At 70.4% G+C, this 23,549-nt stretch carries 23 protein-coding genes and 1 pseudogene; 16 read left to right on the top strand and 8 right to left on the bottom strand.

Annotated elements, in window-relative coordinates; translation table 11 throughout:
* From ACFPZ3_RS15955 to ACFPZ3_RS15965, 3 genes and pseudogenes are all read left to right on the top strand, one after another.
* A pseudogene (locus tag ACFPZ3_RS15955) lies at positions 1-313 on the top strand (hypothetical protein); the annotation flags it as partial.
* The gene (locus ACFPZ3_RS15960) at positions 313-1,041 is read left to right on the top strand and encodes a hypothetical protein (RefSeq protein WP_379514879.1); all 729 of its coding nucleotides are present in this window, start codon (positions 313-315) and stop codon (positions 1,039-1,041) included. The pseudogene ACFPZ3_RS15955 and the gene ACFPZ3_RS15960, both read left to right, overlap by 1 nt.
* Positions 1,042-1,195: 154 nt before the next feature.
* Entirely contained in the window at positions 1,196-2,584 is a 1,389-nt protein-coding gene (locus tag ACFPZ3_RS15965) for a glycoside hydrolase family 16 protein (protein ID WP_379514880.1), read from the top strand.
* A 25-nt stretch (positions 2,585-2,609) separates the two neighbouring features.
* On the opposite strand, the gene ACFPZ3_RS15970 is transcribed toward ACFPZ3_RS15965, so the two are convergent.
* Positions 2,610-3,788: a hypothetical protein gene (locus tag ACFPZ3_RS15970; RefSeq protein ID WP_379514881.1), complete on the bottom strand. Its 1,179-nt coding sequence runs from the start codon at positions 3,786-3,788 to the stop codon at positions 2,610-2,612.
* 92 nt (positions 3,789-3,880) lie between these two features.
* Here ACFPZ3_RS15970 and ACFPZ3_RS15975 point away from each other — a divergent pair, with 92 nt between their 5' ends.
* Positions 3,881-4,822, top strand: a complete 942-nt coding sequence (locus tag ACFPZ3_RS15975) for an isopenicillin N synthase family dioxygenase (RefSeq protein WP_379514882.1) — start codon at positions 3,881-3,883, stop codon at positions 4,820-4,822.
* 7 nt (positions 4,823-4,829) lie between these two features.
* On the opposite strand, the gene ACFPZ3_RS15980 is transcribed toward ACFPZ3_RS15975, so the two are convergent.
* The gene (locus ACFPZ3_RS15980) at positions 4,830-7,352 is read right to left on the bottom strand and encodes a GH1 family beta-glucosidase (RefSeq protein ID WP_379514883.1); all 2,523 of its coding nucleotides are present in this window, start codon (positions 7,350-7,352) and stop codon (positions 4,830-4,832) included.
* Here ACFPZ3_RS15980 and ACFPZ3_RS15985 point away from each other — a divergent pair.
* The 3 genes from ACFPZ3_RS15985 (at position 7,272) to rocD (ending at position 9,901) form a co-directional block, all read left to right on the top strand.
* Positions 7,272-7,757, top strand: coding sequence for an Lrp/AsnC family transcriptional regulator (locus tag ACFPZ3_RS15985; protein WP_379514884.1), 486 nt, complete (start codon positions 7,272-7,274; stop codon positions 7,755-7,757). The two genes, ACFPZ3_RS15980 and ACFPZ3_RS15985, sit on opposite strands and share 81 nt — an antisense overlap.
* Before the next feature lie 126 nt (positions 7,758-7,883).
* Positions 7,884-8,687, top strand: a complete 804-nt coding sequence (gene ddaH, locus ACFPZ3_RS15990) for a dimethylargininase (protein WP_379514885.1) — start codon at positions 7,884-7,886, stop codon at positions 8,685-8,687.
* Positions 8,684-9,901, top strand: a complete 1,218-nt coding sequence (gene rocD / locus ACFPZ3_RS15995; RefSeq protein WP_379514886.1) for an ornithine--oxo-acid transaminase — start codon at positions 8,684-8,686, stop codon at positions 9,899-9,901. The genes ddaH and rocD overlap by 4 nt, the downstream gene beginning before the upstream one ends.
* 290 nt (positions 9,902-10,191) lie before the next feature.
* Here the strand turns inward: rocD and ACFPZ3_RS16000 are convergent, their stop codons facing one another.
* Entirely contained in the window at positions 10,192-11,739 is a 1,548-nt protein-coding gene (locus ACFPZ3_RS16000) for an alkaline phosphatase D family protein (RefSeq protein ID WP_465263555.1), read from the bottom strand.
* A 215-nt stretch (positions 11,740-11,954) separates the two neighbouring features.
* Between ACFPZ3_RS16000 and ACFPZ3_RS16005 the strand changes: the two genes are divergently transcribed.
* Together ACFPZ3_RS16005 and ACFPZ3_RS16010 are read left to right on the top strand one after the other, a co-directional pair.
* Positions 11,955-13,232 carry a Glu/Leu/Phe/Val family dehydrogenase gene (locus ACFPZ3_RS16005; RefSeq protein WP_379514888.1) on the top strand — a complete coding sequence of 426 codons (1,278 nt, stop codon included), beginning with the start codon at positions 11,955-11,957 and terminating at the stop codon, positions 13,230-13,232.
* A 73-nt stretch (positions 13,233-13,305) separates the two neighbouring features.
* A complete protein-coding gene (locus ACFPZ3_RS16010) occupies positions 13,306-13,509 on the top strand; it encodes a hypothetical protein (RefSeq protein ID WP_379514889.1) in 204 nt (67 codons plus the stop codon).
* A gap of 66 nt (positions 13,510-13,575) precedes the next feature.
* Here the strand turns inward: ACFPZ3_RS16010 and ACFPZ3_RS16015 are convergent, their stop codons facing one another.
* Positions 13,576-14,022 (bottom strand): MarR family winged helix-turn-helix transcriptional regulator, encoded by a 447-nt coding sequence (locus ACFPZ3_RS16015; RefSeq protein ID WP_379514890.1) that lies wholly within the window; start codon positions 14,020-14,022, stop codon positions 13,576-13,578.
* Between the two features lie 48 nt (positions 14,023-14,070).
* Between ACFPZ3_RS16015 and ACFPZ3_RS16020 the strand changes: the two genes are divergently transcribed.
* From ACFPZ3_RS16020 to ACFPZ3_RS16035, 4 genes are read left to right on the top strand one after another with little or no spacing between them, the layout of a single operon-like run.
* Entirely contained in the window at positions 14,071-15,150 is a 1,080-nt protein-coding gene (locus tag ACFPZ3_RS16020; protein ID WP_379514891.1) for a substrate-binding domain-containing protein, read from the top strand.
* Between the two features lie 52 nt (positions 15,151-15,202).
* Positions 15,203-16,570 carry an APC family permease gene (locus ACFPZ3_RS16025; protein WP_379514892.1) on the top strand — a complete coding sequence of 456 codons (1,368 nt, stop codon included), beginning with the start codon at positions 15,203-15,205 and terminating at the stop codon, positions 16,568-16,570.
* On the top strand, positions 16,567-17,571 hold the full coding sequence (locus ACFPZ3_RS16030; RefSeq protein ID WP_379514893.1) for an acetamidase/formamidase family protein: 1,005 nt from the start codon (positions 16,567-16,569) through the stop codon (positions 17,569-17,571). The genes ACFPZ3_RS16025 and ACFPZ3_RS16030 overlap by 4 nt, the downstream gene beginning before the upstream one ends.
* Positions 17,572-17,628: 57 nt before the next feature.
* On the top strand, positions 17,629-18,456 hold the full coding sequence (locus tag ACFPZ3_RS16035; RefSeq protein WP_379514894.1) for a trypsin-like serine peptidase: 828 nt from the start codon (positions 17,629-17,631) through the stop codon (positions 18,454-18,456).
* A gap of 128 nt (positions 18,457-18,584) precedes the next feature.
* Here ACFPZ3_RS16035 and ACFPZ3_RS16040 read toward each other — a convergent pair whose 3' ends face one another.
* From ACFPZ3_RS16040 to ACFPZ3_RS16050, 3 genes are read right to left on the bottom strand one after another with little or no spacing between them, the layout of a single operon-like run.
* Positions 18,585-19,472, bottom strand: coding sequence for a Gfo/Idh/MocA family protein (locus ACFPZ3_RS16040; protein WP_379514895.1), 888 nt, complete (start codon positions 19,470-19,472; stop codon positions 18,585-18,587).
* On the bottom strand, positions 19,469-20,380 hold the full coding sequence (locus tag ACFPZ3_RS16045; protein WP_379514896.1) for an NAD-dependent epimerase/dehydratase family protein: 912 nt from the start codon (positions 20,378-20,380) through the stop codon (positions 19,469-19,471). The genes ACFPZ3_RS16040 and ACFPZ3_RS16045 overlap by 4 nt, the downstream gene beginning before the upstream one ends.
* A gap of 2 nt (positions 20,381-20,382) precedes the next feature.
* Positions 20,383-20,736, bottom strand: a complete 354-nt coding sequence (locus tag ACFPZ3_RS16050) for a YrdB family protein (protein ID WP_379514897.1) — start codon at positions 20,734-20,736, stop codon at positions 20,383-20,385.
* Positions 20,737-20,850: 114 nt separating this feature from the next.
* Between ACFPZ3_RS16050 and ACFPZ3_RS16055 the strand changes: the two genes are divergently transcribed.
* The 3 genes from ACFPZ3_RS16055 to ACFPZ3_RS16065 are packed head-to-tail and all read left to right on the top strand — an operon-like array spanning position 20,851 to position 22,775.
* Entirely contained in the window at positions 20,851-21,543 is a 693-nt protein-coding gene (locus tag ACFPZ3_RS16055) for a TetR/AcrR family transcriptional regulator (protein ID WP_379514898.1), read from the top strand.
* 24 nt (positions 21,544-21,567) lie between these two features.
* On the top strand, positions 21,568-21,891 hold the full coding sequence (locus ACFPZ3_RS16060; protein WP_379514899.1) for a PadR family transcriptional regulator: 324 nt from the start codon (positions 21,568-21,570) through the stop codon (positions 21,889-21,891).
* Positions 21,876-22,775: a hypothetical protein gene (locus tag ACFPZ3_RS16065; RefSeq protein ID WP_379514900.1), complete on the top strand. Its 900-nt coding sequence runs from the start codon at positions 21,876-21,878 to the stop codon at positions 22,773-22,775. Before ACFPZ3_RS16060 ends, ACFPZ3_RS16065 begins: the two co-directional genes overlap by 16 nt.
* A gap of 179 nt (positions 22,776-22,954) precedes the next feature.
* On the opposite strand, the gene ACFPZ3_RS16070 is transcribed toward ACFPZ3_RS16065, so the two are convergent.
* Positions 22,955-23,545: a TetR/AcrR family transcriptional regulator gene (locus tag ACFPZ3_RS16070; RefSeq protein ID WP_379514901.1), complete on the bottom strand. Its 591-nt coding sequence runs from the start codon at positions 23,543-23,545 to the stop codon at positions 22,955-22,957.
* Positions 23,546-23,549: the final 4 nt, after the last annotated feature.

The raw sequence follows: 23,549 nt of genomic DNA on the forward strand, positions 1-23,549 counted from the left end.
CACCGTCACGATGATCGAGGGCGCCGGCCACTACCCGCACACCAGCTATGACCGCAACCCGTCGCCCCACCCGCACACCCACTCCCACCCCGACCCCAACCCCAACTCCGACCCGGCATTCGACCCCGACCCGCACACCAGCTATGACCGCAACCCGTCGCCCCACCCGCGCCCCGGTTCCGGCCCCGACCCGGACCCCAGCTCCGACCGCAACCCGGCGCCTGACCCAGACCCCGGGTCCGGTTCCGGTCCCGGTCCCGGTCGGCGTGTCTGGGGTGGCACGCGGCGGAATGGACCTGAGGGTGGGGTCTGATGGGGTGGTCGCGGTCGGCGCGCCCCCAGGTCGCGGTGCTGGCGGCGCTGGGGATGATCGCGGCGGGTGCGTTATCGGCGTGCGGGACCGAGGCCAGGGCCGTGTGCGGCGTGATCGTGGACTCCACCAGCTACGCCGCCCCCGCCACCTCCAGGAACGACGTCACCTCCAAGCTCCCGCCCTTCGCCCAGGGCTGCGACTGGCTCGGCTTCGCGGCGGTCACGGGAAGCTCGGAGAGCAGCACCTGCCGCCAGGACCCGGTCCCCCTCGCCGCCACCCAGGCCGAGAACCCCAACGACAACCCGGTCGTCGAGGACCGCGTCAGGGAGCACCGCATCGCGGAGGTGCTGCCGAGGGCGCTCAAGCTGTTCGACTGCCCGGAGGAGGGCCAGGGCTCGGACGTGCTGGGCGCCCTGCGCTACCTGGTCAAGCAGCTCGGCGCGCAGCGGCAGCCGGACAAGGCGCACCAGATCATCGTGTTCAGCGACCTGATCAACAACCGGGGCGACCTCAACATCAACCAACTGGACCTGAGCGAGGGCGCGCGCCGGCAGAAGATCCAGGAGTTGCGGGACGCGCGGCTGCTGCCGGACCTGACCGGGTACGCGGTGGTCGTGCACGGCTTCCTGCGGGAGAAGACGTCGAGCCCGGACCGGTTCCCCCTGCTGGAGGGTTTCTGGCGGGAGGCGTTCGAGGCGGCGGGCACGGCCTCGGTGGATCTGCTGTAAGCCGGTTCGAGAGCGCTCTCTCAATCGGACCAGCGGCGATTTCACCACTCTCTCCACCGCGCCGTGCGCAATATTGACAGCGGGTAAGACGCTGTGTTCACATCTCTGAGAGAGCGCTCTCTCTCGCGTCTCCGCACCCCCCCATGGAGCGATGATGACAACAGCAAACAGGCGCAGACGCCGCTTGGCGGCCGTGGCCGTGGCACTCGCGGCCCTCAGCGGCCTGCTCGTGCAGGTGGCCGTCGGCGCCTCGGCCTCCGTGCCGGCCACCCCGACGGGCTGGTCGCTGGTCTGGTCGGACGACTTCAACGGATCGGCCAACACCCTGCCCTCATCGAACAACTGGATCATCGACACCGGGCACGCGTACCCGGGAGGACCGGGCAACTGGGGCACCGGCGAGATCCAGAACTACACCTCCAGCACCTCCAACCTCAGCCTCGACGGCTCCGGCAACCTGCGCATCACGCCCCTGCGCAGTTCCTCGGGCGAGTGGACCTCGGCGCGCGTCGAGACCAGGCGGGCCGACTTCAAGCCGGCCGACGGGCGCATCCTGCGCATCGAGAGCCGCATCCAGATGCCGAACGTGACCGGCAACGCCGCCCTCGGCTACTGGCCGGCGTTCTGGGCGCTCGGAGCGCCGTACCGGGGGAACTACTGGAACTGGCCTGGCATCGGCGAGTTCGACATCATGGAGAACGTCAACGGGATCAACTCCGTCTGGGGCGTGCTGCACTGCGGCGTCAACCCGGGCGGGCCGTGCAACGAGACCACCGGCCTCGCCGCCAACCGGGCGTGCCCGGGATCGACGTGCCAGGCGGCCTACCACACCTACCGGTTCGAGTGGGACCGCAGCGTGAGCCCGAACCAGTTGCGCTGGTCCGTGGACGGCCAGCAGTTCCACAGCGTGAACCAGTCGCAGTTCGACGCCACGACCTGGAGCAACATGACGGGGCACGCGGGCTACTTCCTGCTGCTCAACGTGGCCATGGGCGGGGCGTTCCCCGACGCGCTGGCCGGCCAGACGCCGACCGCGGCCACCGTGCCAGGGCGGCCGATGATGGTCGACTACGTGGCGGTGTGGCAGAGCGGTGGCGGCGGCACCGACCCGACCAACCCGCCCGGCGGCGTGGACGCCCGCTCGACCATCCAGGCCGAGCGCTACCAGGCCCAGTCGGGCACCATCGTCGAGACCACCACGGACTCAGGCGGCGGGCAGAACGTCGGGGCCATCACCAACGGCGACTGGCTGCGCTACGACGGGGTCGACTTCGGCACGACGGCCGCGACGCAGTTCAGGGCACGGGTGGCATCGGGAGCGGGGGCGGCGGTGAGCGGGCTGATCCAGGTCAGGCTGGACAGCCCCACGGCCACGCCCATCGGTGACTTCGCGCTGGGCAACACGGGCGGCTGGCAGAGCTGGCGTACGGTGCCGGCGAACGTCTCCGGGGTGACGGGCACGCACACGGTGTACCTGACCTTCTCCTCCGGCCAGCCCGCCGACTTCGTCAACGTCAACTGGATCACCTTCTCCACCACGTAAAGGGGCCTGGCCGTGCCACCCGCCGTCACGAGCGGGTGGCACGGCGGCGGAGCACGATGCGTTCGGCCCAGCTCGCCGCCTCCGGGTCCCGCAGCCCCTCCACCACTCCCCCGAGGTAGGCCGTCGCCAGGCTGTCGAACCCGCTGTCGAGCTGCCGCAGCCGGCTGGCCCGACGCCGCTCCACCCCCTGGAGGTACTGCGCGATGCTCTCCGCGTAGGCCGCGTCGTGCTGGTAGGCCGCCTGGGCGTCCGCGCACACCCGGGCCTCGGCGTCGCGTTTGGCGCGCAGCTCCCACAGGCGGCGGTCGTTCGGGTTGTGCATGCGGCGGCCCAGGTCGGCGGCGATGAGGGCAGTGGCCACCAGGAGGGCCAGCAGCAGGATCATGGTGGGGAGTTGACCGACCCCTTCCGAGGTGGGGCCGATCTCCTCGCCGTCCACGATCAGGGGCTTGACCAGGGCGTCCCGGCGCAGCACGGCCACGGCGACGATGAGGCCGAGCCACACGGTCGCCGCGCCGATCAGCAACCAGCGGCCCTTGGCCGAGCTGCCGTGCTCCTGCCAGGAACGGAACGCCCGCCCGTACATGTGCGGCGCCACCAGCATGATCAGAGCCGCGCCCGCGGCCAGGAGCGCGGTCATCGCGACGCTGTCGCCCCAGCTCAGGATGACCTGATAGAGGATCGGGACCTCGACGATCAGCAGGAGCAGCAGCAGGAGAGCGGCGGGGAGCCAGCGCCGGATGACCGGCCAGTGGCTGCCCGAGATGGCGATGGAGCTGGGACGGCCGTCGCCGGGCCGCCTGCTCGGCTGCTCCAGCTCGCTCACCCGGCGCTGGCTGTCCTCCAGGGCCTTCCTGGTCTGCCCGAACGTGCGCTGCGACTCCGCCAGGCTGATCTTCTGGCCCTCGAACTCGGCCCGCGCCCGCTGGATCTCCTGCTCCGTACGCTCCTCGATCTTGGCCAGTTCCTCCAGCCGCTCGTCCTCCAGCTCATGGAAGCGGGGCACGCTGCCGGTCTGGAGGGTGAGCGTGTCGAGCTGGCCTTCGGCGGCGTGGGCGCGGCCGAGCTCGCGTTCCTCGCCGCGGCGCCGCGGCCAGTCGGGCAGGCGGTAGAGATCCCCGTCGTACGCCACCACGGGCGTGATCCGGGCGACCTGGTCACCGGGATCGGCGGGCGCTGCCTTCACGGGACGTTTGAAGCGCATGAAGCCTCCCCAGCGGGGTTCTGCCTTCGATGCTAAATCCCGGAGGCGGGATGGCCATGGTGGTGTGCGCGAATTGGGGAACAATGGTGCGGGTGAGCGAATTGCCGGTGATCGATGTGTCGCCACTCCTCACCGATACCTCTGCGAAGCGGGCGGTGGCCGAGGCGATCGGGGCGGCCTGCCGGGACAGCGGCTTCTTCTACGTCTCCGGCCACGGCGTGCCACCCGCGCTCGTCGAACGGCTCGACTCGGCGAGCAGGCGGTTCTTCGCGCTGCCCGAGCAGGTCAAGGGCGAGATCTCGATGGAGCGGGGCGGGCGGGCCTGGCGCGGCTTCTTCCCCGTCGGGGACGAGCTCACCTCCGGGCGGCCGGATCTGAAGGAGGGCGTCTACTTCGGCGCCGAGGAACCACCCGGCCCGCTGCCGCTGCACGGCCCGAACCTGTTCCCCGCCGAGGTGCCCGAGCTGCGCGGGGCCGTGCTGGAATATCTGGACAGGATGACCGGCGTCGGGCAGGCGGTCATGAGCGGGATCGCGCTGAGCCTGGGTCTCGACGAGGACTACTTCCGGGCCGGATACACGGCCGACCCCACCATCCTTTTCCGGATATTTCACTATCCGCCCGGTCCGGCCGACGACCCCGACGCCTGGGGAGTCGGAGAGCACACCGACTACGGCCTGCTCACCCTGCTCCTCCAGGACGCCAACGGCGGGTTGCAGGTGCGGACGAGCGGAGGGTGGATCGAGGCGCCCCCGGTGGAGGGCACGTTCGTGTGCAACATCGGCGACATGCTCGACAAGCTCACCGGCGGCCGCTACCGCTCCACGCCGCACCGCGTACGCAACCGCAGCGGCAACGAGCGCCTGAGCTTCCCGTTCTTCTTCGACCCCGGCTGGAGCAGCGAGGTCCCGCCCCTCCCCTACGCCCCTGGCCGCCGCTGGGACGGCCAGGTGGACTTCACCGGCACCTACGGCGACTACCTGCTGGCCAAGGTCTCCAAGGTCTTCCCCGGTCTCTTCAGGAATCAGTTGTAGGCCGCTCCTAGGACGACTCGCGGATGACGAGGCGGGCCGGGAGGACGACGGAGGTGGTGTGGCCGCCCTCCAGGCGGGACAGGAGCAGCCGGGCCAGGGCCAGGGCCTGGTCGGCGACCGGGACGCGGACGGTGGTCAGGGCGGGAGTGGTGGCCGAGGCGGCGTCCACGTCGTCGAAGCCCACCACGGCCAGGTCGGAGGGCACCCGCTTACCGAGTTCGCGCGCCGCCTGGAGCACCCCGATGGCGAGTTGGTCGGTGGCGGCGAAGACGGCGTCCGGCGACGGGTCGTCGGCCAGGAGCCGCCGGGCGGCCGAAGCACCGGAGGCGCGGCTCAGGTCGTCGGCCAGGGCCAGGTGGGGGCGCAGGCCGGCGCGCTGGAGTGCCGCCCGGTGGCCGGCCAGCCGATCCTGCACGGTGACCAGGTCCGTGGGCCCGCAGACCATGCCGATCCGGCGGCGCCCACGGGAGAGCAGGTGCTCGGTGGCGGCCGAAGCGCCCCCGGCGTTGTCCACGTCCACGTACGGCACCAGCGACGCGATCGCCGGCTTGCCCAGCAGCACGACGGGCGCCCCGGTGCGCGAGAGCCGTTCTGCCAGGGTGTCGGCCCGGTCGGGCGGCAGCAGCACGACCCCGTCCACCAGCCGGGCCTCCACGTGCGCGACGATGCGCCGGTGGCTCTCGGCGGTGTCGGCCAGCATGAGCGTGATCTGCTTGCCCGCCCCCTCCAGCAGGCTGGTGACGTACTGGACCACGGCGGCCGTCAGCGTGTCCCCGCCCTGCCGGGGCACGGACAGGACCAGGGCGATCGCGTTCGTCCGCCGGGTGACGAGGCTGCGCGCGGCCAGGTTGGGCACGTAGCCGAGCTCGTTGACCGCCCGCATCACCGCGGCCCTGACCTCGGGGCTGACCGACGACTCGCCGTTGACGACGCGCGAGACCGTGGCCCTGGACACCCCGGTGCGGGCGGCCACGGTCTCCAGGGTGGGCCGCTTGGGGCGGGTCTCGGTCAGGCCGTTGCGGCGGATGACGTCGCGATACCAGAACGCGCTGTCCTTCGGCCGCCGCCGCTGGGTCGCGAAATCGACGTGCACGAGGCCGAACTTGCGCTGGTAGCCATCGGCCCATTCGAGATTGTCCAGCAGGGTCCAGACGAGATATCCGCGCACCCGGGCGCCGTTCTCGATGGCCGTCCGCAGGGCGCGTAGATGCTCCTCGACGAAGGAGATGCGATCGACGTCGTGAATGCCGTCGCCGGTCACCACGTCCACGAAGTCGGCGCCATTCTCGGTGACCATCAGATCGAGGTCGGGATATTCCCGGGAAATGCGGCCGAGGAGCAGGGAGAGGCAGTTGGGAACGATCGGCCAGCCCATGGCGGTGACGGCGGTGGGAATGGTGCAGAACAGGATCCCCTCGCTGCCGGGCCAGGTGAGGTCGGCGGGCTCGCTGGGCTGGGCCTGCACGACCAGCGGGGTGTAGTAATTGACGCCGAGCAGGTCGAGGGGCTGGGCGATGACGTCCAGGTCGCCGTCCTGTATGTGGTCGAGACCGCCGTGGCGCTCGATGAGAGGAAGCAGTTCGGCGGGGTAGGCGCCGCGCAACATCGGCTCCAGGAACTGCCGGTTGGCCAGCGCGTCGATCCTGGCCACGGCCTCGGCGTCCTCTTCGGACAGCGGCCGGTCGAAGTCGCTGACCTGGGCGGGCGTCATGACGGGCGAGATGTTGAGCACCGCGCCGACCTTGGCGGCCCCGGCCGAGCGCAGCGCCTGGACGGACAGGCCATGGGCGAGCAGCATGTGGTGGGCGCTGCGGAAGGCGTCGCCGGCCGACTTCCTGCCGGGCGCGTGAACGCCTGAGCCGTAGCCGAGGAACGCCGCCACCCACGGCTCGTTCAGCGTGAACCACGTGTCCACCCGGTCCCCGAGCCGGTCGTGCACGGCGGCGGCGTAATCGGCGAAATGGTGGGCCGTGTCGCGGGAGGGCCAGCCGCCGCGATCCTCGAGCGCCTGCGGCAGGTCCCAGTGGTAAAGGGTGGCGTAGGGGGTGATGCCCGCGCCGGCCAATTCGTCGAGCAGTCGGTCGTAGAAGTCGAGCCCGGCCGCGTTCGGTTTGCCGTGCCCGTCGGGGAAAACGCGCGCCCAGCTCACCGAGAACCGGTAGGCGGCCATTCCCAGGTCTTTCATCAGCCGCACGTCTTCGGGATATCGGTGGTAATGGTCGCACGCCTCCGCCCGATCGGCGGAGAATCCATCCCAAATGGACGGCCCACGGCCGTCCGAGGACGTGGCCCCCTCGATCTGGAAAGCCGACGTCGACACTCCCCACACGAAACCCTCGGGGAAACTGGCGGTACTCATTTTGCGTATACCCTCCGATATTGGCACCGCGCCCAGTCTCCCGCGTGCCCCTCGTCGCGCGCCAGCCTGGCCAGGCGGTATACAGAGCGCGTGGAACTGGACCGGCTCGATCGTGACATCATCGCGGCACTCGTCGACGACGCCCGCCAGACCTACGCCGTGATCGGCCATCGGGTGGGGCTGAGCGCGTCGGCGGTCAAGCGGCGGGTGGATCGGTTGCGCGAGACGGGCGCCATCACCGGATTCAGCGCGCGGGTGGCGCCCCGGGCGCTCGGCTGGACGACCGAGGCGTACGTGGAGCTGTTCTGCCAGGGCAAGACCAAGCCGTCGGACATCGCGCTGGCCGTCTCAAGGTTCCCCGAGGTGGTGGCGGCGGCCACGATCACCGGCGAGGCGGACGCGCTGCTGCACATCAGGGCCACGGACGTGCGCCATGTGGAGCGGGTGATCGAGCGCATCGCGGCGCAGTCGTTCGTGGTGCGGACCAAGAGCTCCATCGTGCTGTCGAGGCTGGTGGACACACCTCCGGGCGCCGCCGTCCCGGAAGCGCGCAACGGATCGCCTGCCCCGTCCTGAGAGACGCAACAGATTCGCGTGAACACGCAATGTCAACCCCTTGGCTTGCACAATCGCTGATTCCTAGGCTGGCCTCATCTCCCTCAAGGGGGATTTCCCCAGCTCAAGTACAGGATGGAGCGCTGCATGCCCAAACACTTCCTCATGTGCCGCCCGGACTACTTCGCGGTCGAGTACGCGATCAATCCGTGGATGCATCCCGAGATCGGGGCGAGCCGGGACATCGCGGTCCGGCAGTGGGAGACCCTGAAGGCGGCGTACGAGGAGCTCGGGCACAAGGTGAGCCTGATCGATCCGATCGACGGGCTGCCCGACATGGTGTTCGCCGCGAACGGCGCGCTCCTCGCCGGCGGCCGGGTCTACGGCGCCCGGTTCGCCTACCCCGAGCGCGGGCCCGAGGGGCCCGCCTACCTGCGCTGGTTCGCCGAGCGCGGCTACGAGACGCTCGAACCCGCCCACGTCAACGAGGGCGAGGGGGACTTCCTCACGCTCGACCGGGTCATCCTGGCCGGAACGGGCTTCCGCACGGACGTGGCCGCCCACCAGGAGGCGCAGGAATACCTGGGCCGTCCAGTGGTCTCGCTGACGCTGGTGGACCCGCGTTTCTACCACCTCGACACGGCGATGTTCCCGCTCGACGGGAGCAACATCGCCTACTACCCCGGCGCGTTCTCACCCGGCAGCCTCGCGGTGCTGCGCCGCATGTTCCCCGACGCGGTGCTCGCCACCGCCGAGGACGCCGAAGTGCTCGGGCTCAACGCGGTCAGCGACGGCACGAACGTGGTCATCAACGCCGAGGCGTCCAACCTTCAACTGGAGCTCAAGCGTCGGCGGTATGAAGTGATCCCGATCGACCTGTCGGAGCTGCGTAAAGCAGGTGGGGGCCCCAAGTGCTGCACACTGGAGATCAGGGGGGAGAACTCATCATGATCACCAGCGCTGAGCTGATCGAAGTGAGCGAGCGCCGAGGCGCGCACAACTACCATCCACTGCCCGTGGTGATCCACGAGGCGCACGGGGCCTGGGTCACCGACGTCGAGGGCAAGCGGTATCTGGACTTCCTGTCCGGCTACTCCTCGCTCAACTTCGGTCACGGCCATCCGAAGATCATCGAGGCCGCGAGGGAGCAGCTCGAACGGCTGACCCTGACCAGCCGCGCCTTCTACCACGACCAGTTCGCGCAGTTCTGCACCGGACTCGGCGACCTCACGGGCAAGGACCTGGTCCTGCCCATGAACACCGGCGCCGAGGCCGTCGAGACCGCCATCAAGGTGGCGCGCAAGTGGGGTTACGAGGTCAAGGGCGTCGAGCCGGAGCAGGCCAACATCATCGTGATGGAGGGCAACTTCCACGGCCGCACCACCACGATCGTCAGCTTCTCCACCGACCCGGAGGCGCGCGACAACTTCGGCCCGTACACACCCGGCTTCCGGATCGTCCCGTACGGCTCCACCGACGCGATCAGGGCGGCCGTCGACGCGAACACCGTCGCCGTGCTGGTCGAGCCGATCCAGGGCGAGGCGGGGGTCCTGGTGCCGCCGGACGGCTACCTGGGCGAGGTGCGGCAGCTCTGCACGGCCGAGGGCATCCTGATGATCGCCGACGAGGTGCAGTCGGGCCTGGGGCGCACGGGGCAGACGTTCGCGTGCGACTACGAGGGCATCGTGCCGGACATCTATGTGCTGGGCAAGGCGCTCGGGGGCGGCGTCGTGCCGGTCTCGGCGATCGCCGCGAACCGGGACGTGCTCGGGATCATCCACCCGGGGCAGCACGGGTCCACGTTCGGGGGCAACCCGCTGGCGTGCGCGGTGGCCAACGCGGTCATCGACCTGCTGAACACGGGCGAGATCCAGGCCAGGGCCACCAAGCTGGGCGAGGTGCTGCACGCGCGGCTGCGCGACATGGTCGGCAAGGGCGGCGTGGTCCAGGTGCGCGGGCGCGGACTCTGGGCGGGCGTCGACATCCATCCCGACCTGGGGACGGGGCGCGAGTTCTCGAAGGCGCTGCTGAAGCGGGGTGTCCTCGCCAAGGACACGCACGGCTCCACGCTTCGTCTCGCCCCGCCGATCGTGATCTCCGAGGAGGATCTCCTCTGGGCGATCGACCAACTCGCCGACGCCATCTACGAGCTACAGAACCGATAACGTACGGCTCCGCGCGGGAGGGCCCAGCCGCCTTAGACGGCTGGGCCCTGTCCAGGGAGACGCTCCTCGGGTTCACGGCCCCGGCCGCCGACACGGCGCACGGTCACCCTCTGAGTGGTCCCGGGGCAGGACGGTCACGCGGCGCAGCACCTCCGGGTCGGTGGCCAGGCGGGAGACCAGCACGGAGCGCATGCCGAGCGAAGGCTCGACGGCTCGACGGCTCGACGGCGTAGATCTCGGCGGGCGTCTCACGGGCGATCACCTCGGTGCTCAGGCCGGTGCCCGTGCCGTCAGCGTAGGCGGGCGGTCTCGATCGGTTTGACGACCTCGCCGGTGGAGCCGTGCCAGGTGACCTGGTCGGGCAGGGTGAGCGTGGCCAGGGCGTTCTGGAACCAGGGGCCCTTGGTGACCCGCCATCGGAACGGCGGGCGCGGGATGCCCGCCAGCCGCGCCAGCAGCCCGCCCACCAGCGTGGCGACCGAGAACTGGGTGAAGACGTTGGCCCAGCGCAGCAGACGGCTGAGCGGGTTGCGGATCGGCGAGCAGACGATCTGGAAGACGGGACCCCGGTCGGCCTTGGCCAGGTAGGAGTAGTGCACGTCGCCCGAGAGGATCAGCACCGGCTTGCCCAGCCCGATCAGCAGCCGCGCCAGGTCGTCGAACGAACTCCGGAACGCGGCCCAGTGCTCCAGGTCGATGGCCTGCCGGAACGCCTCCGACCACCGACGCACCAGCGGGCCCCACTTGCCGTCGCACAGGGCCTCGTTCCAGTTCTGCACGCCGTGGACACCCTCGGGCAGCATGAACGGGATCGACGAGCCGATGATCAGTTGCTCGGCGGGCTGCTGGACCTGCTCCTCCAGCCAGGCCCACTCCCCCGGGTCGAGCATGCGCCGGTCGCCGGGCGTGAGCTGCCTGGCGCACCGGGTGTCCACCATGATCAGGCGCGCGGGGCCGAGGTCGCGGGCGTAGCTCCAGCGGTTGCTGCTCGGCTCGGCGTCGGCCTTCTCGGCGAACGTGTCGAGCGCCGCCCCGCCGTCACCGGCCATCAGCTTGGCCAGCACCGGGTCGTCGGCGCGTTCGGCCGGCGAGAGGTTGCCCAGGTGCTGGTAGATCCAGTACGCCCCCAGCCCCGCCACGACCCGGCGCGGCCACCATGGCGTCTCGGCCATCTGCTCCCGCCAGGGCTGCGAGGTGTTCCAGTCGTCACGCAGGTCGTGGTCGTCGAAGATCATCGCGGTCGGCACGGTGGACAGCAGCCACCGGATCTCCGTCTCGGTCCACGCCTGCCGGTAGAGCTCGGCGTACTCCTCGAAGTCGGCGATCTCCCCGTGCGGCTCGGTGTCCCTGCGGGAGCGGATGTAGTCGAGCATGGCGGGCGAGGGGTTGTCGGCGTAGACCTGGTCGCCGAGGAGCAACAGCAGGTCGGGCCACTCCTCCTCGCCCTCTCGCGCCAGGTGCTCGCCGTAGGCGCGCAGGACGTCGTCGCCGTAGGTGCGTACGTGCGCGGCGTCGTGCGGCACACTCGTCCGGCACGAGCCGAACGCTAACCGCCGCGCCCCTTCCGCGGGCAGCAGCCTGATCCGGCTCGGCGGGCGACCCGCCAGAGGCCATACCTGCTCCCCGTCGAGCTTCACCGAATACGACGCGATATCCTGGGACAACTCAACGAGATCCACGATCGCGTAGTGGTGACCGTGCACGGTGAAGGTGGGCGACCGGTAAGTCCCGCCGTCCGCCTCGATGGTGACCGTGCAGGGTTCGGCGGTCTCCACCCAGATCGAGGCGCTGACGGTGTCGACATAGCGCAACATAGGCCCCACCACCAGTGCGGGCATTCCACTCCTCTGTTCGACGTTCCGGCACACTCTCGCCCGTAAGCCTGCCAGAGTGGCACGGTCCACAGCACTCGATCATCGGCTTGGATTTCTACCAACAACTAGGCAAGGTCAAACGCCCCGCTCTAGGATGATCGCGACAACAACGCCCAAAAGGGGAAGGCAATGGCGCTTTCTCCGCAAATAGGGCGTACATACCAGGAGGATTTCCTTCCATGAGCATCATGGTGCCGTCAACGACGCCGGCCCTGATCAACCCGGGCCGTCAGGCCCTAGACTCCGCACTCCACCAACTCGACCAGGCCGCCGGGCACCTCGGGCTCGACGACGGGCTCCGCAGGATGCTGGCCACGCCCCGCCGTTCCCTGACCGTATCGGTTCCGGTGCGGCGCGAGGACGGCCGCCTGGACGTCGTCCAGGGTTTCCGCGTCCAGCACAACGTCTCGCGCGGCCCGGCGAAGGGCGGACTCCGGTTTCATCCCGCCACCGACATCCACGAGGTCACCGCGCTCGCGATGTGGATGACGTGGAAGTGCGCGCTGGTCGGCATCCCGTACGGCGGCGCCAAGGGCGGCGTGGCCGTTGATCCGACCACGCTCACCACCCGCGAACTGGAGCGGATGACCCGCCGCTACGTCAACGAGATCCTGCCGCTGATCGGCCCGGAGAAGGACATCCCGGCTCCCGACGTCGGCACCGACGAGCAGACCATGGCCTGGATCATGGACACCTACAGCGTCAACACCGGCTACTCGGTGCCCGGCGTCGTCACCGGCAAGCCGATGACGCTGGGCGGCTCGCTCGGGCGCTCGGGCGCGACCTCGCGGGGGGTGCAGATCGCGGCGCTGGCCGCGCTCGGCCGCTCGCCCGAGGGCGTGACCGTGGCCGTGCAGGGCTTCGGCAAGGTGGGGGCGCCGGCCGCCCAATACCTGGCCGACTCCGGGTGCACGGTGGTCGCGGTCTCCGACCTCAGCGGCGGCGTCTACTCCGCCAGGGGTCTCGACATCGCCCGCCTGCGCACGTGGGCGGCCGAGACCGGGGGCGTGCGCGGCTTCTGCGAGGCCGACGCGCTGTCCCACGACGACCTGTTCGAGCTGGACGTGGACGTGCTGATCCCGGCCGCGCTCGAAGGCGTGATCACCGAGGCCAACGCGCCCAGGATCCGCGCCCGCCTGATCGTCGAGGGCGCCAACGGGCCCACCACGCCCGAGGCCGACGAGATCCTCGCCGCGGGCGGCACGACGGTGGTGCCCGACATCCTGGCCAACGCGGGCGGGGTGATCGTGTCCTACCTGGAGTGGGTGCAGAACATGCAGGCCTACTCCTGGAGCTCGGGCGACGTCGAACTCAAGTTGCGCGAACTCATGCTGGGCGCCTACTCCGAGGTGACGTCGCTGGCCGCCGACCGCGGCCTGACACTCAGGCAGGCGGCGCACGTCATCGGCGTGGGCCGCGTGGCCGAGGCGCACCAGATGCGCGGCCTCTACCCGTGATCTCGACTTAAGTACCAAAGGGCCCGCCCAAGGTTCGATGCCTGGGCGGGCCCTGCGTTGCGATCGTGGAGGCATGAGAAGCATCATCAACTTCGCGGCCGTGATCCTCCTTCTCCAGGGCCTGATCGGGTTCGTCGGCCGGGTGGCGTTCGACAGCGAGTGGGGATTTCTGCACCGGTTGGTGGACCTGCCCACGCCTGCCTACCTGGGCGTGGCGGCGGCCGGGGCGGTGGCGCTGATCTGGGCGGACATCGCGAGCAAACGCGACCAGAGCTGATCCTCGCGGAGGCGCTCCGACCTGACGGTCACGCCCTGAACGCCCTGAACGCCCTGAGACCGGCGGTCATGCCCGGAGCTCCTCGTATTCAAGCGCCTCCACCAGACTCTCCAGATCACGCATGAGCTGCCCGGTCCGCTCGGGGCCGAACGCCAGCTCGATCTCCCCCTGCTGCTCGGCCACGGCCCCATCCACCCGGGCGAGCAGCTCGGCCCCCCGCTCCGAGACGAACACCGCCACCCGCCGCCGATCCCCCTTCGACGGCCCGCGATAGACCAGCGCCCGGTCGATGAGCCGGTCCACGGCCTTGGTGAGCGTCGGGTGCGGCATCAGCACGGCCTCGGCGAGCTCGCCCATCGACTCGCCCCGGCCGTCGGCCAGCGCCCGCATGATGCGCCACTGCTCGACCGTGACGTCCTCGCCGGCGAGCACCGCCGCCAGCCCTCTGTTGACGCTGCGCTCCGCACGGCTGAGCAGGTAGGCGAGTGAGGACCCGAGCCCGGAAATGGTCATCGAAGAGGTCCTTTCGTCGGGGAGCTAGAAGGGAGGATACTCGTCGGCGTGGCGGCGACCGTCGATCCGCTCGAAGCGCGGCTCCTCCCCTCCGATTCGGTCAGGATCGGCCTGATCGTCCCCGTGTCCGGAGTGCTCGGCCTGATGGGACCCTGCGCGATCAACTGCGCCGTGCTGGCCGCCGAGGAGATCAACGACCGGGGCGGGATGCTGGGGCGGCGGGTGGAGCTGGTCCTCATCGACGGCGGGCGGCCCGCGCGGGTGGTGGCGGCCGAGGTGGGCGCGCTGGTCAGGTCGGGGACCGTGGCGGCCGTGGCCGGCGCCCATGCGAGCGACGTGCGGGTGGAGGCGGTGGCGGCGATCGCGGGGCGGGTGCCGTTCGTGTACGCGCCGCCGTACGAGGGAGGGGGTCGCGCGCCGGGTGTCTACTTCCTCGGCGAGACTCCCGGGCGGCAGCTCGCGCCGGGCATCGAGTGGCTGGTGGGCACGCGGCGGGCACGCCGGTGGTATCTGCTGGGCAACGACTACATCTGGCCCCGCCTGGTGCACGCCAGCGCCCGCGAACGGCTGCGCGCGGCGGGCGTCACGGTGGTGGGCGAGAGCTTCGTACGGCACGGCGAGGCGGTGCGCCACCTGGACCGGGTGGCCGGCGCCCGGCCTGACGCCGTCCTGCTGACGCTGATCGGCAGCGACCTGATGGCCTTCAACCGGGCGTACGCGGCCGCCGGGCTGGGCGCGGCCCGGCTGTGCGGGGCGCTGGAGGAGCACGGCCTGCTGGGCATCGGCGGCGACACCACCGGCGAGCTGTACGCGTCCATGGGCTACTTCCGCGACCTGGCGACCGAGGCCGGTCTCGACTTCGCCGGACGCTACGCGGCCAGGTTCGGCGACGACGCCCCCATGCTCAACGCCCACGGCCACGGCTGCTACGAGGCCGTGGCGATGCTGGCCGCCCTGTGCGCGCGGGCCGGCTCGCTGGCGGTGCCCGCGCTGGACGCGGTGGCCGACGGCGCCACGATCACGAGCGCGCGCGGAACGCTCACTTTGCTCGATCGGCAGGTGCGCCATCCCGTCCACCTCGCCAGGGCCGATGGCCTGGAATTCTTTCTAGAGAAACCTTTTCAGTAGAAAGCTTTGGCTCTAGGGTGCGAATCGCCCCCCAAGCAGCTAGGAGCCGTACATGAGCACAATCGAGCAGTTCGGCTACCGCCAGGAACTCCAGCGGTCCCTGGGCTTCGCCGATCTGATGATCTATGGCCTGATCTTCATGGTGCCGATCGCGCCCTTCGGCATCTTCGGCTTCGTCTTCTCCACCTCGCACGGGATGGTGGCGCTGGCGTACGTGATCGGGCTGGTGGCGATGGCGTTCACGGCGCTGTCGTACGCGCAGATGGCCCGGGCCTTCCCGATGGCCGGCTCGGTCTACACCTACGCCGGGCGCGGCATCGCGGCCCCGGTCGGGTTCATGGCCGGCTGGGCGATCCTGCTCGACTACGTGCTCGTGCCCTCGCTGCTCTACCTGATAGCGAGCACGGCCATGAACTCGTTCGTGCCGGCGATTCCCATCTGGGCGTGGCTGGTGGCATTCGTGCTGCTCAACACGGTCGTCAACTATCTGGGCATCCAGATGACGGCCAGGATCACCCGGATCATGCTGGTCGCCGAGCTGGCGGTGCTGGCGATCTTCCTCGTGGTCGCCGGCGTCGCGCTGGCCCAGGGCAAGGCGCAGACCGGCGCGTTCACCCCGATCTTCGAGTCCTCCTCCTTCACCTGGAGCGTGACGTTCGCGGCGGCGTCGGTGGCCGTGCTGTCGTTCCTCGGCTTCGACGGCATCTCCACGCTGGCGGAGGAGAACCGCGAGGACGCGCGCCGCCTCGGCCGCTCCATGGTGGCCGCGCTGGCGGTGGCGGCGGTGCTGTTCGTGGTGCAGACGTGGGTGGCGGCGCTGCTCACCCCGAACCGGGGCAAGCTGATCGCGGAGGGCGACCTCACCGGCAACGCCTTCTACGACACCGCCGCGTTCGCCGGCGGGCAGTGGCTCTCGGTGCTCACCGCCGTGGCCACCGCCGTCGCCTGGGGCTTCGCCAACTCGCTGGTCGCGCAGGCGGCCACCTCGCGTCTGCTGTTCGCGATGGCCCGCGACCGGCAACTGCCCGCCTTCCTGGCCAAGGTGGACCCCAAGCGCAAGGTGCCGGTCAACGCGACGCTGGTGGTGGCCGCGATATCGCTGGTCGTGGGCATCTTCATGAGCACGAGGGAGATGGGCACCACCGAGCTGACCTCACTGGTCAACTTCGGCGCCATGACCGCCTTCCTGCTGCTGCACGTCGCCGTGGTCATCCACTACGCGATCAGGCAGGGCAGCCGCAACTACTGGGCGCACCTGGTCGCGCCCGTGCTCGGCTTCGCCGTCCTGGTGGGCGTGGTGATCAACCAGAACGTCGCCGCGCAGTGGGTCGGCGGCATCTGGCTGGCCCTCGGCCTGGTCGTCCTCGGCGCCTCGTATCTACTGGGCCGTAAGCCCGCGCTTCCCTCGGAGGTCAAGTGAACGTCGTCTCCTACCATCCCTCGCCCGAGGAGCTGAGCTACACCTTCGGGGGCCGCTCACCCGTCGGCAAGGTACGGCCGGGCACGATCCTGGAGCTGTACACCGAGGACTGCTTCGGCGGCCTGGTCCAGAGCGTGGACGACCTGCCGTCGCAGGTGTGCGAGTTCCCCTATCTCAACCCCGTGACCGGCCCCTTCCACGTCGAGGGCGCCGAGCCCGGCGACACGCTGGCCCTGCACTTCGTCTCGATCACCCCGGCCAGGGACTGGGCGGTGTCCACGACGTTCCCCCACTTCGGCGCGCTGACCGGCACGCACACCACGGCCATGCTCCAGCCGCCGCTGGAGGAGCGCGTCTGGCGCTACGACATCGACCTGAAGCGGAACGTGGCCGTCTACCACGCCCGCAACAGCGACTTCAGCGTGGCGCTGCCGCTCGACCCGATGCACGGCACGGTCGGCGTGGCCCCCGCCGCGAACGAGGCCCGCATGACGATCACCCCCGACGCGCACGGTGGCAACATGGACACCCCGGAACTGCGCGCGGGCGTCACCGTCTACCTGGGCGTCAACGTCGAGGGCGGGCAGTTCGCGATCGGCGACGGCCACGGGCGCCAGGGGCACGGCGAGGTGTGCGGGACGGCGGTGGAGTCGGCCATGAACACCGTGGTCGCGGTCGAGCTGATCAAGGGGGTGGCCACGCCTTGGCCCAGGCTGGAGGACGACCTGCACCTGATGTCCACGGGGTCGGCCAGGCCGCTGGAGGACGCGTACCGGATCAGCCAGCACGACCTGGTCACCTGGACCTCCGAGCTGACCGGGCTGGACACGCTGGACGCCTACCAGCTCGTCAGCCAGATCGGGCAGGCGCCGGTCGGGAACGTGTGCGACACCAACTACACGATGGTCGCCAAGCTGCCCAAGGCGTATCTCGGCGAGACCTCCGTCTACGGTGCGGCGCACGCCCGGCTGCGGGCGCTGGGTTCCGCGTACACAAGTTAGGGTAAACATTGATGTCGCAGGTCAGAGCACTGATCATCTTCGTCCTAGAGTGGGAAGGTGCTCAGGTTGGTGCTGTCTCTGGTCCTGCTCGATCCAGCCGCCGTCACCGAGGTGTCTCAACGCAACGTGCCCATTCCCTCCGTGCTGACCCCTGACGGAGACCGCCTGGGCTACGCGCCGGTCCCGCGCCCCTACACGGGGGCGCGGCGGCTGACCGGGGTGCTGCTCGGCCGCGACCCTGTCGCGAAGACGGACGTGTTGTGCGGAGGCACGGTGATCGGCTCGCGCAGCCGCAGCCTGGTGCTGACGGCCGCGCACTGCCTCTATCACGACGGGCGGCTGCTCAAGCACCTGGCCTTCCTGCCGGGGTACGACCGGGGGCGGCCGCCGTTGGGGGTCTGGCCGGCCGTGCGCGCGTGGGTGCCGTCCAGGTGGCGCGACAGGCCGTACTCGCCACAGTTGTTGCCGTACGACGTTGGCCTGGTCGGCGTCGTGCGCCGCAAGCGCCCGCTGGAGGCCGTGACCGGCCGGGGCCTGCCGCCGATGGCCACCTCCAGGGGTACCGAGCTGCGTGGGCTGGAGCTGCTCGGCTACCCGGCGGGCAAGGGCTACCCGGCGGGCACGACGATGTACCGGTGCCTGGGCGACACGGTCGAGGGCGTCTCGGAGGGGCCGGGGCTGATGGTCACCCGCAACTGCCACGCCGCCGCAGGGGGCAGCGGCGGCCCCGCGTTGTACGGCGGCTCCGTGGCGGGCGTCGTGTCGTCCTCCAGCCCGCTGAGCGACACCAAGGGCTACACCGTGCTGACCCGGCTGGGGGGCAGGCCGTTCGAGCGGATGTTCGCCAAGGCCGACCGGGCGATGCGGCTCAAGCCATCGGGCTGACGCTGCTTCGCCTCGGGCCGTCCGGCTGACGCCGCCCCACCTCAGGCCGTCCGGCTGACGCCGCCCCACCTCAGGCCGTCCGGCTGACGCCGCCCCACCTCAGGCCGTCCGGCTGACGCCGCCCCACCTCAGGCCGTCCGGCTGACGATCTCCTCGCACAGGGCGTGGGTGGCCAGGGCGTCCTCGGCGTCGATGCGGCGGCCCTCGCGTACGGCGGTCAGGAACTCCTGGCAGATCTGCTCGATGCCGCGCTGCCTGACCACCGGCACCCAGTCGGGCCGCCGGACGAGGTATTCGCCGCCCTGGTAGTCGATGACGTCACCGAGGTTGACCACCCGCCGCTTGGCGCCGTCGCCCATGGCCTCGCAGGTCTCCTCACTGGCGCCGCTCATCCGGTTCATGACGCCGATGGCGGTGAAGCCGTCGCCCGACAACTCCAGGACGATGTGCTCGATGAGATCGTCACGGACGCGGGTCCTGATCGTGGTGCCGGTGACCTGGCCGGGCACGAGGAACCTCAGGGTGTCGGCCACGTGGATGAAGTCCTCGAGGATCGCCCGCCGGGGCACGTCCGGGAGGTTGTGGCGGTTCTTCTGCATGACGATCAGGTGGCGGGGGTGGGCGGCCAGTTCGGCGTAGCCGGGGGCGTAGCGGCGGTTGAAGCCCACCATGAGGGACCTGCCCTCGGCCCTGGCCAGACGCACGAGGTGCTCGGACTCGGCCAGGGTGAAGGCGATCGGCTTGTCGACGTAGACGTGGATCCCGGCGCTGAGCAGCGGCTCGACCAGCTCCGGGTGGGCGTCGGTGGCGGCGTGCACGAACGCCGCGTCGACCCCGGCCTTGATCACCTCATCCACACTCGTGGACCGGGCGGAGATCCGGTAGGTGTCGCCGAGCCGGTCCAGCCGAGCCACGTTACGCGTGCAGAGATGCAGGTCAAGGGCGGGCTGGGCGGCCAGCACGGGAAGGTAGGCCTTCTCCGCGATGTCGCCCAGGCCGATCACGGCTATCTTCATGCGTCGAGCGTAGCCTTGAGCGCCTGGTCCATCGGGGTAGGCGCGAGGCCGAAGGTGCGCTGGAAGGCCGAGGAGTCGAGCACGAACGGCGAGGTGAACTGGTAGCGGACGTGCCGCAGCTCGCCGATCATGGGCGTGAACAGCCCGGCCACCCTGAGCAGCGGCCACGGCAGCTGCGTCATCCTGGGCGCGGGCCGGTCGAGCAGCGCGGCCAGGCGCGCGCCCATCTGGCGGAAGCTCTGCGGCTCGGTGGTGGGCACGTGCCAGGCCCGGCCCCAGGCCCGCTCGTCGCTCCCCGCCATGATCATCGCGTCGGCCACGTCGGGCAGGTACGTCCAGCTGTGCGGCATGTCGGCCGGCCAGATGAGCTGGATGGTCTTCCCGGCCCTGAGCGGGACGAGGAAACGGTCGCCCATGTAGGACTGGTCGGTGGCGCCGGGGCCGAAGTAGTCGGAGCCGCGCACTTCGGTGACCCTGATCCGGCCGGCCTCGTGGGCGGCCAGCGCGTCGGCCCACATCTGGGCGCGCACCTGGAACTTGGGGTTGGGGGAGGCGAGCGGGAGGTCCTCGGTCATGGGGACCGAGACGGGACCGTAGGGGTAGAGGTTGCCGAGCATCGCGTAGACCGCGCCGGTCGCCTCGGCGGCGGCCAGGAACGACGCGGCCATCGGCGGCCAGTCGGTGAGCCAGCGGTGGTACTTCGGGTTGACGCAGTTGTACAGGACGTCGGCCCCCTTGGTGATCTCGATCAGCCGGTCCCGGTCCGCGACGTCGGCGGCCACCTTGACCGCCCCTTCAGGACCGCTGCCCGACCGGGTCACGACGACGACCTCGTGTCCCCGGGTGATGAGCGCGGCGGCCAGGTGTGCGCCGACCTGGCCAGAACCTACGACGACGTGCTTACTCATGATCAGACCTCGTTCCAGACGATGCGGAGGACCGCGTTGAGGATGAAGAGCGCGTAGAAGGTGACGGCGGAGGTCAGCAGCCCCGAGGCGTAGAGCGCCAGGGCGCCGCCGCCGAACCAGATGATCTCAAGGGCGGCGCGGGCGAGGCCGGTCAGGGGGTAGGTGGCGTTGGTGCCGCCACCCGCCCCGAACAGCGCCCACGCGGCCACGAAGAGCGCCGGGCCGCCCAGCCCGGCCAGCAACTTGATGCCCCAGTGGGGGCTGACCGTGAAGCCCCAGTATCCCACGGCTGCGAGCACACCCAGCTCCAGGAGGAACATCAGCAGCGCGTTGGCATTCTTGGTGAGATCAAGCATCGGACTCTCCGGGCGATCGGCGTTCCCTTACGAGAGCAATGCTCTCTCAAGAGAGCGGCGTTCGTCAAGAGCAGTGCTCTCGTTTATTGGCACCGCTCTGGTAATCTGCTCCACATGACAGCCAGCCGTACCGCCAGAGAGCGGGTCAGAGCCGAGCTCACCAGGGAGATCACCGACATAGCGCGACGCCAGCTCGCCACCGAGGGGGCCGGCGGCCTGTCGCTGCGCGCCGTCGCGCGGGAGATGGGCATGGTCTCCTCGGCCATCTACCGATATTTCCCGAGCCGCGATGACCTGCTCACCACACTGATCATCGACGGCTACAACGCACTCGGCGAGGCCGTCGAGCGCGCCGAGGCGGCGTGCCCGCGCGAGGACTTCCAGCGGCGCTGGCTGGCGGCCTGCCACGCGGTGCGCGACTGGGCGGTGGCGCATCCGCACGAATACGCGCTCATCTACGGCTCCCCCGTGCCCGGCTACCAGGCGCCCGAGGACACGATCGCGGCCCGCCTGCGCGACGTCACCGTACTGAGCCGCATCACCTCCGACGCCTGGCGCGCGGGCGCGATGCGGGCCCCCGAGGCCGAGGCGCCGCGAGAGCTGGAGGCGGACGCGGCCGTGTTCCGCGAGCTCATGGCCGGGGTGCCCGACAATGTGATCTGGCTCTCTGTCGCGGCGTGGACGACGCTGTACGGGTGGGTCAACTTCGAGGTGTTCGGCCAGTTCAACAACACGATCGAGAATCGGCGCGCGGCGTTCGAGCATTCCATGCGACTGACGGCGGGCACCATGGGGCTTGCTCAGTGAGACTTACTAAGTTTTACTGAATACATGGTTCGTAGGACACAGGAGCTCGGCCGCTTCACGGATGTGGCGCTGCTGGTGCTCGTCAGCCTCGCGGAGGGGCAGAAACACGGCTACAAGATGATCGGCGACATCGAGGAGTTCTCGGGGACCGCGCTGGAGCCGGGCACCCTCTACGGGGCGCTGATGCGGCTGGAGGAGCGCGGCTGGATCGAGCCGGTGGAGTCGGCGGAGCGGCGCAAGCCGTACCGGATCACGGAGAGTGGGCGTGACGCGCTGCGGGAGCAGCTCGCCACGCTGCGCAGGGTGGAGCAGACGGGGGTCAGGCGCGTGGCTTGGGGGCAGGCATGATGCGGGCGGCGGCGAAGGCGGTGCTGGGCCTCTATCCGAAGGCGTGGCGTGAGCGGTACGGCGCGGAGGTCGGTGACCTGGTCGCGTCGCGGCCGGTTCGCCTGCGAACGGTGTTCGACCTGGCCGGGGGCGCGGCCGACGCGTGGTTCCACCACCGGCGCATCCCCGGGGCCGGGCCCGTGCCCCTGCGGATCCCGCTCGCGCTGCTGCTGCCCATCGCCGGCTACGCGCTGCTCTCGTTGTGGAACCCCGGGGTGCGTGACGTGCCCAGCCTCAACGGCGTGTGGGCCCAGGCGGCCGGCCTCGGCTCGATCGCGGAGAGCCTGGCGCGCAACGCGACGTGGATGTTCATCGCGGCGGGTGCGACGGGGGTGCTCGCGGTGGTGCCGCTGCTGCTCACCGCGTTCAGCACCATGTGGCGCAGCGCGGCCGGAAGCCGCACGCGGCGCGTGGGGCGAGGGGTGGTCATGACCGCGCCGATCCTCGCCGTGCCGGTGTGGATGTTCTGTGCCCTGTTCTACCAGCTCACCTTCAACGACGTGGGATTCCCGGTCGGGCCCCTGGGCCTGGCCATGTTCGGCGGCTTCGTGGTCCCGATCGTGTTGTCGCTGGTGCTGCCGCTGCCCTCGATCGCGGCCAAGGTGTCCGCTCTCACGCCCGACGTGCGGGCGTGCGGCAACCTGCTCGCGGTGGCGGCCATCATGAACGGGCTCGGCTGGCTGGCCGTCTCGGCGCTGGTGGTGATGGGGCTGCCGAAGGCGTCTCCGGGGTTCCTGGTGGCGATGGCGGCCAGCGTGCTGGTCAGCATGGGGATGGCGACGGCGGTCGCGAGGAGCGCGCTCAGACAGAGCCGCCCCGCGTTGAGCGAGCTCAGCCTCGCCTGAAAGTCGCCCGCGACCGGCTCAGCCTCATACGAAGTCGCCCGCGACCGGCTCGGCCTCGTGTGAAGTCCGCCCGCGACCGGGTCGGCCTCGTGTGAAGTCCGCCCGCGACCGGGTCGGCCTCGTGTGAAGTCCGCCCGCGACCGGGTCGGCCTCGTGTGAAGTCCGCTCGGCGGCCCTGCTCAGCCTGGCTTGAGCAGGGGCACGAGGACCTCGTCCACGATCTCGACCACGAGGTGGTCGGGGATGGGCGGCCCCTCGAAGAGGAAGTGGTGGCGCAGCAGCGCGTGACCGGCGTCGAGGCGGCGCGGGGTGACGTCCTCCTGCGCCACCTCGCCGCGCTCGACCGCGCGGCGGACGATCTCCTCCATCAGCTTCCTGGCCATCCCCTGCGAGTTGCGCCGCAGGGCGCCCAGCGGCGACTCGCCCCTCAGCGCCTCGCCGAGCAGCCCGCGCATCGCCTCGCCGGCCGGCCCTGACAGGGCCTGCGCCGTACGGGTGAGCATGGCCACCAGGTCGTCGCGCAGGTTGCCGGTGTCGAGTGAGCTCTCCGGGGTGGGCAACGACCGGTAGACCGCCTCCATCACCAGCTCGATCCGGGTGGGCCAGCGCCGGTAGAGCGAGGCCTTGCTGGCCTTGGCCCGCTCGGCGACCCGCTCCATGGTCAGCCCGGCGTAGCCGACCTCGGCCAGCTCGTCGAGCGTGGCCTGGTGGATGGCGGCGCTGAGGGCCTCGCCCCGGCGTCGTGGCTGCTTGCGGTGGTCGGTGACCATGACG

The organism is Nonomuraea insulae (genome assembly GCF_042656245.1).

Excerpts from the sequence above, each read along its gene's own strand:
- ACFPZ3_RS15960 (WP_379514879.1), top strand. The coding sequence starts at position 313 with ATGGGGTGGTCGCGGTCGGCGCGCCCCCAGGTCGCGGTGCTGGCGGCG.
- ACFPZ3_RS15965 (WP_379514880.1), top strand. The coding sequence starts at position 1,196 with ATGACAACAGCAAACAGGCGCAGACGCCGCTTGGCGGCCGTGGCCGTG.
- ACFPZ3_RS15970 (WP_379514881.1), bottom strand. The coding sequence starts at position 3,788 with ATGCGCTTCAAACGTCCCGTGAAGGCAGCGCCCGCCGATCCCGGTGAC.
- ACFPZ3_RS15980 (WP_379514883.1), bottom strand. The coding sequence starts at position 7,352 with ATGGCCGATCACGGCGTAGGTCTGGCGGGCGTCGTCGACGAGTGCCGC.
- ddaH (WP_379514885.1), top strand. The coding sequence starts at position 7,884 with ATGCCCAAACACTTCCTCATGTGCCGCCCGGACTACTTCGCGGTCGAG.
- rocD (WP_379514886.1), top strand. The coding sequence starts at position 8,684 with ATGATCACCAGCGCTGAGCTGATCGAAGTGAGCGAGCGCCGAGGCGCG.
- ACFPZ3_RS16000 (WP_465263555.1), bottom strand. The coding sequence starts at position 11,739 with ATGCCCGCACTGGTGGTGGGGCCTATGTTGCGCTATGTCGACACCGTC.
- ACFPZ3_RS16005 (WP_379514888.1), top strand. The coding sequence starts at position 11,955 with ATGAGCATCATGGTGCCGTCAACGACGCCGGCCCTGATCAACCCGGGC.
- ACFPZ3_RS16010 (WP_379514889.1), top strand. The coding sequence starts at position 13,306 with ATGAGAAGCATCATCAACTTCGCGGCCGTGATCCTCCTTCTCCAGGGC.
- ACFPZ3_RS16015 (WP_379514890.1), bottom strand. The coding sequence starts at position 14,022 with ATGACCATTTCCGGGCTCGGGTCCTCACTCGCCTACCTGCTCAGCCGT.
- ACFPZ3_RS16025 (WP_379514892.1), top strand. The coding sequence starts at position 15,203 with ATGAGCACAATCGAGCAGTTCGGCTACCGCCAGGAACTCCAGCGGTCC.
- ACFPZ3_RS16040 (WP_379514895.1), bottom strand. The coding sequence starts at position 19,472 with ATGAAGATAGCCGTGATCGGCCTGGGCGACATCGCGGAGAAGGCCTAC.
- ACFPZ3_RS16045 (WP_379514896.1), bottom strand. The coding sequence starts at position 20,380 with ATGAGTAAGCACGTCGTCGTAGGTTCTGGCCAGGTCGGCGCACACCTG.
- ACFPZ3_RS16050 (WP_379514897.1), bottom strand. The coding sequence starts at position 20,736 with ATGCTTGATCTCACCAAGAATGCCAACGCGCTGCTGATGTTCCTCCTG.
- ACFPZ3_RS16055 (WP_379514898.1), top strand. The coding sequence starts at position 20,851 with ATGACAGCCAGCCGTACCGCCAGAGAGCGGGTCAGAGCCGAGCTCACC.
- ACFPZ3_RS16060 (WP_379514899.1), top strand. The coding sequence starts at position 21,568 with ATGGTTCGTAGGACACAGGAGCTCGGCCGCTTCACGGATGTGGCGCTG.
- ACFPZ3_RS16070 (WP_379514901.1), bottom strand. The coding sequence starts at position 23,545 with ATGGTCACCGACCACCGCAAGCAGCCACGACGCCGGGGCGAGGCCCTC.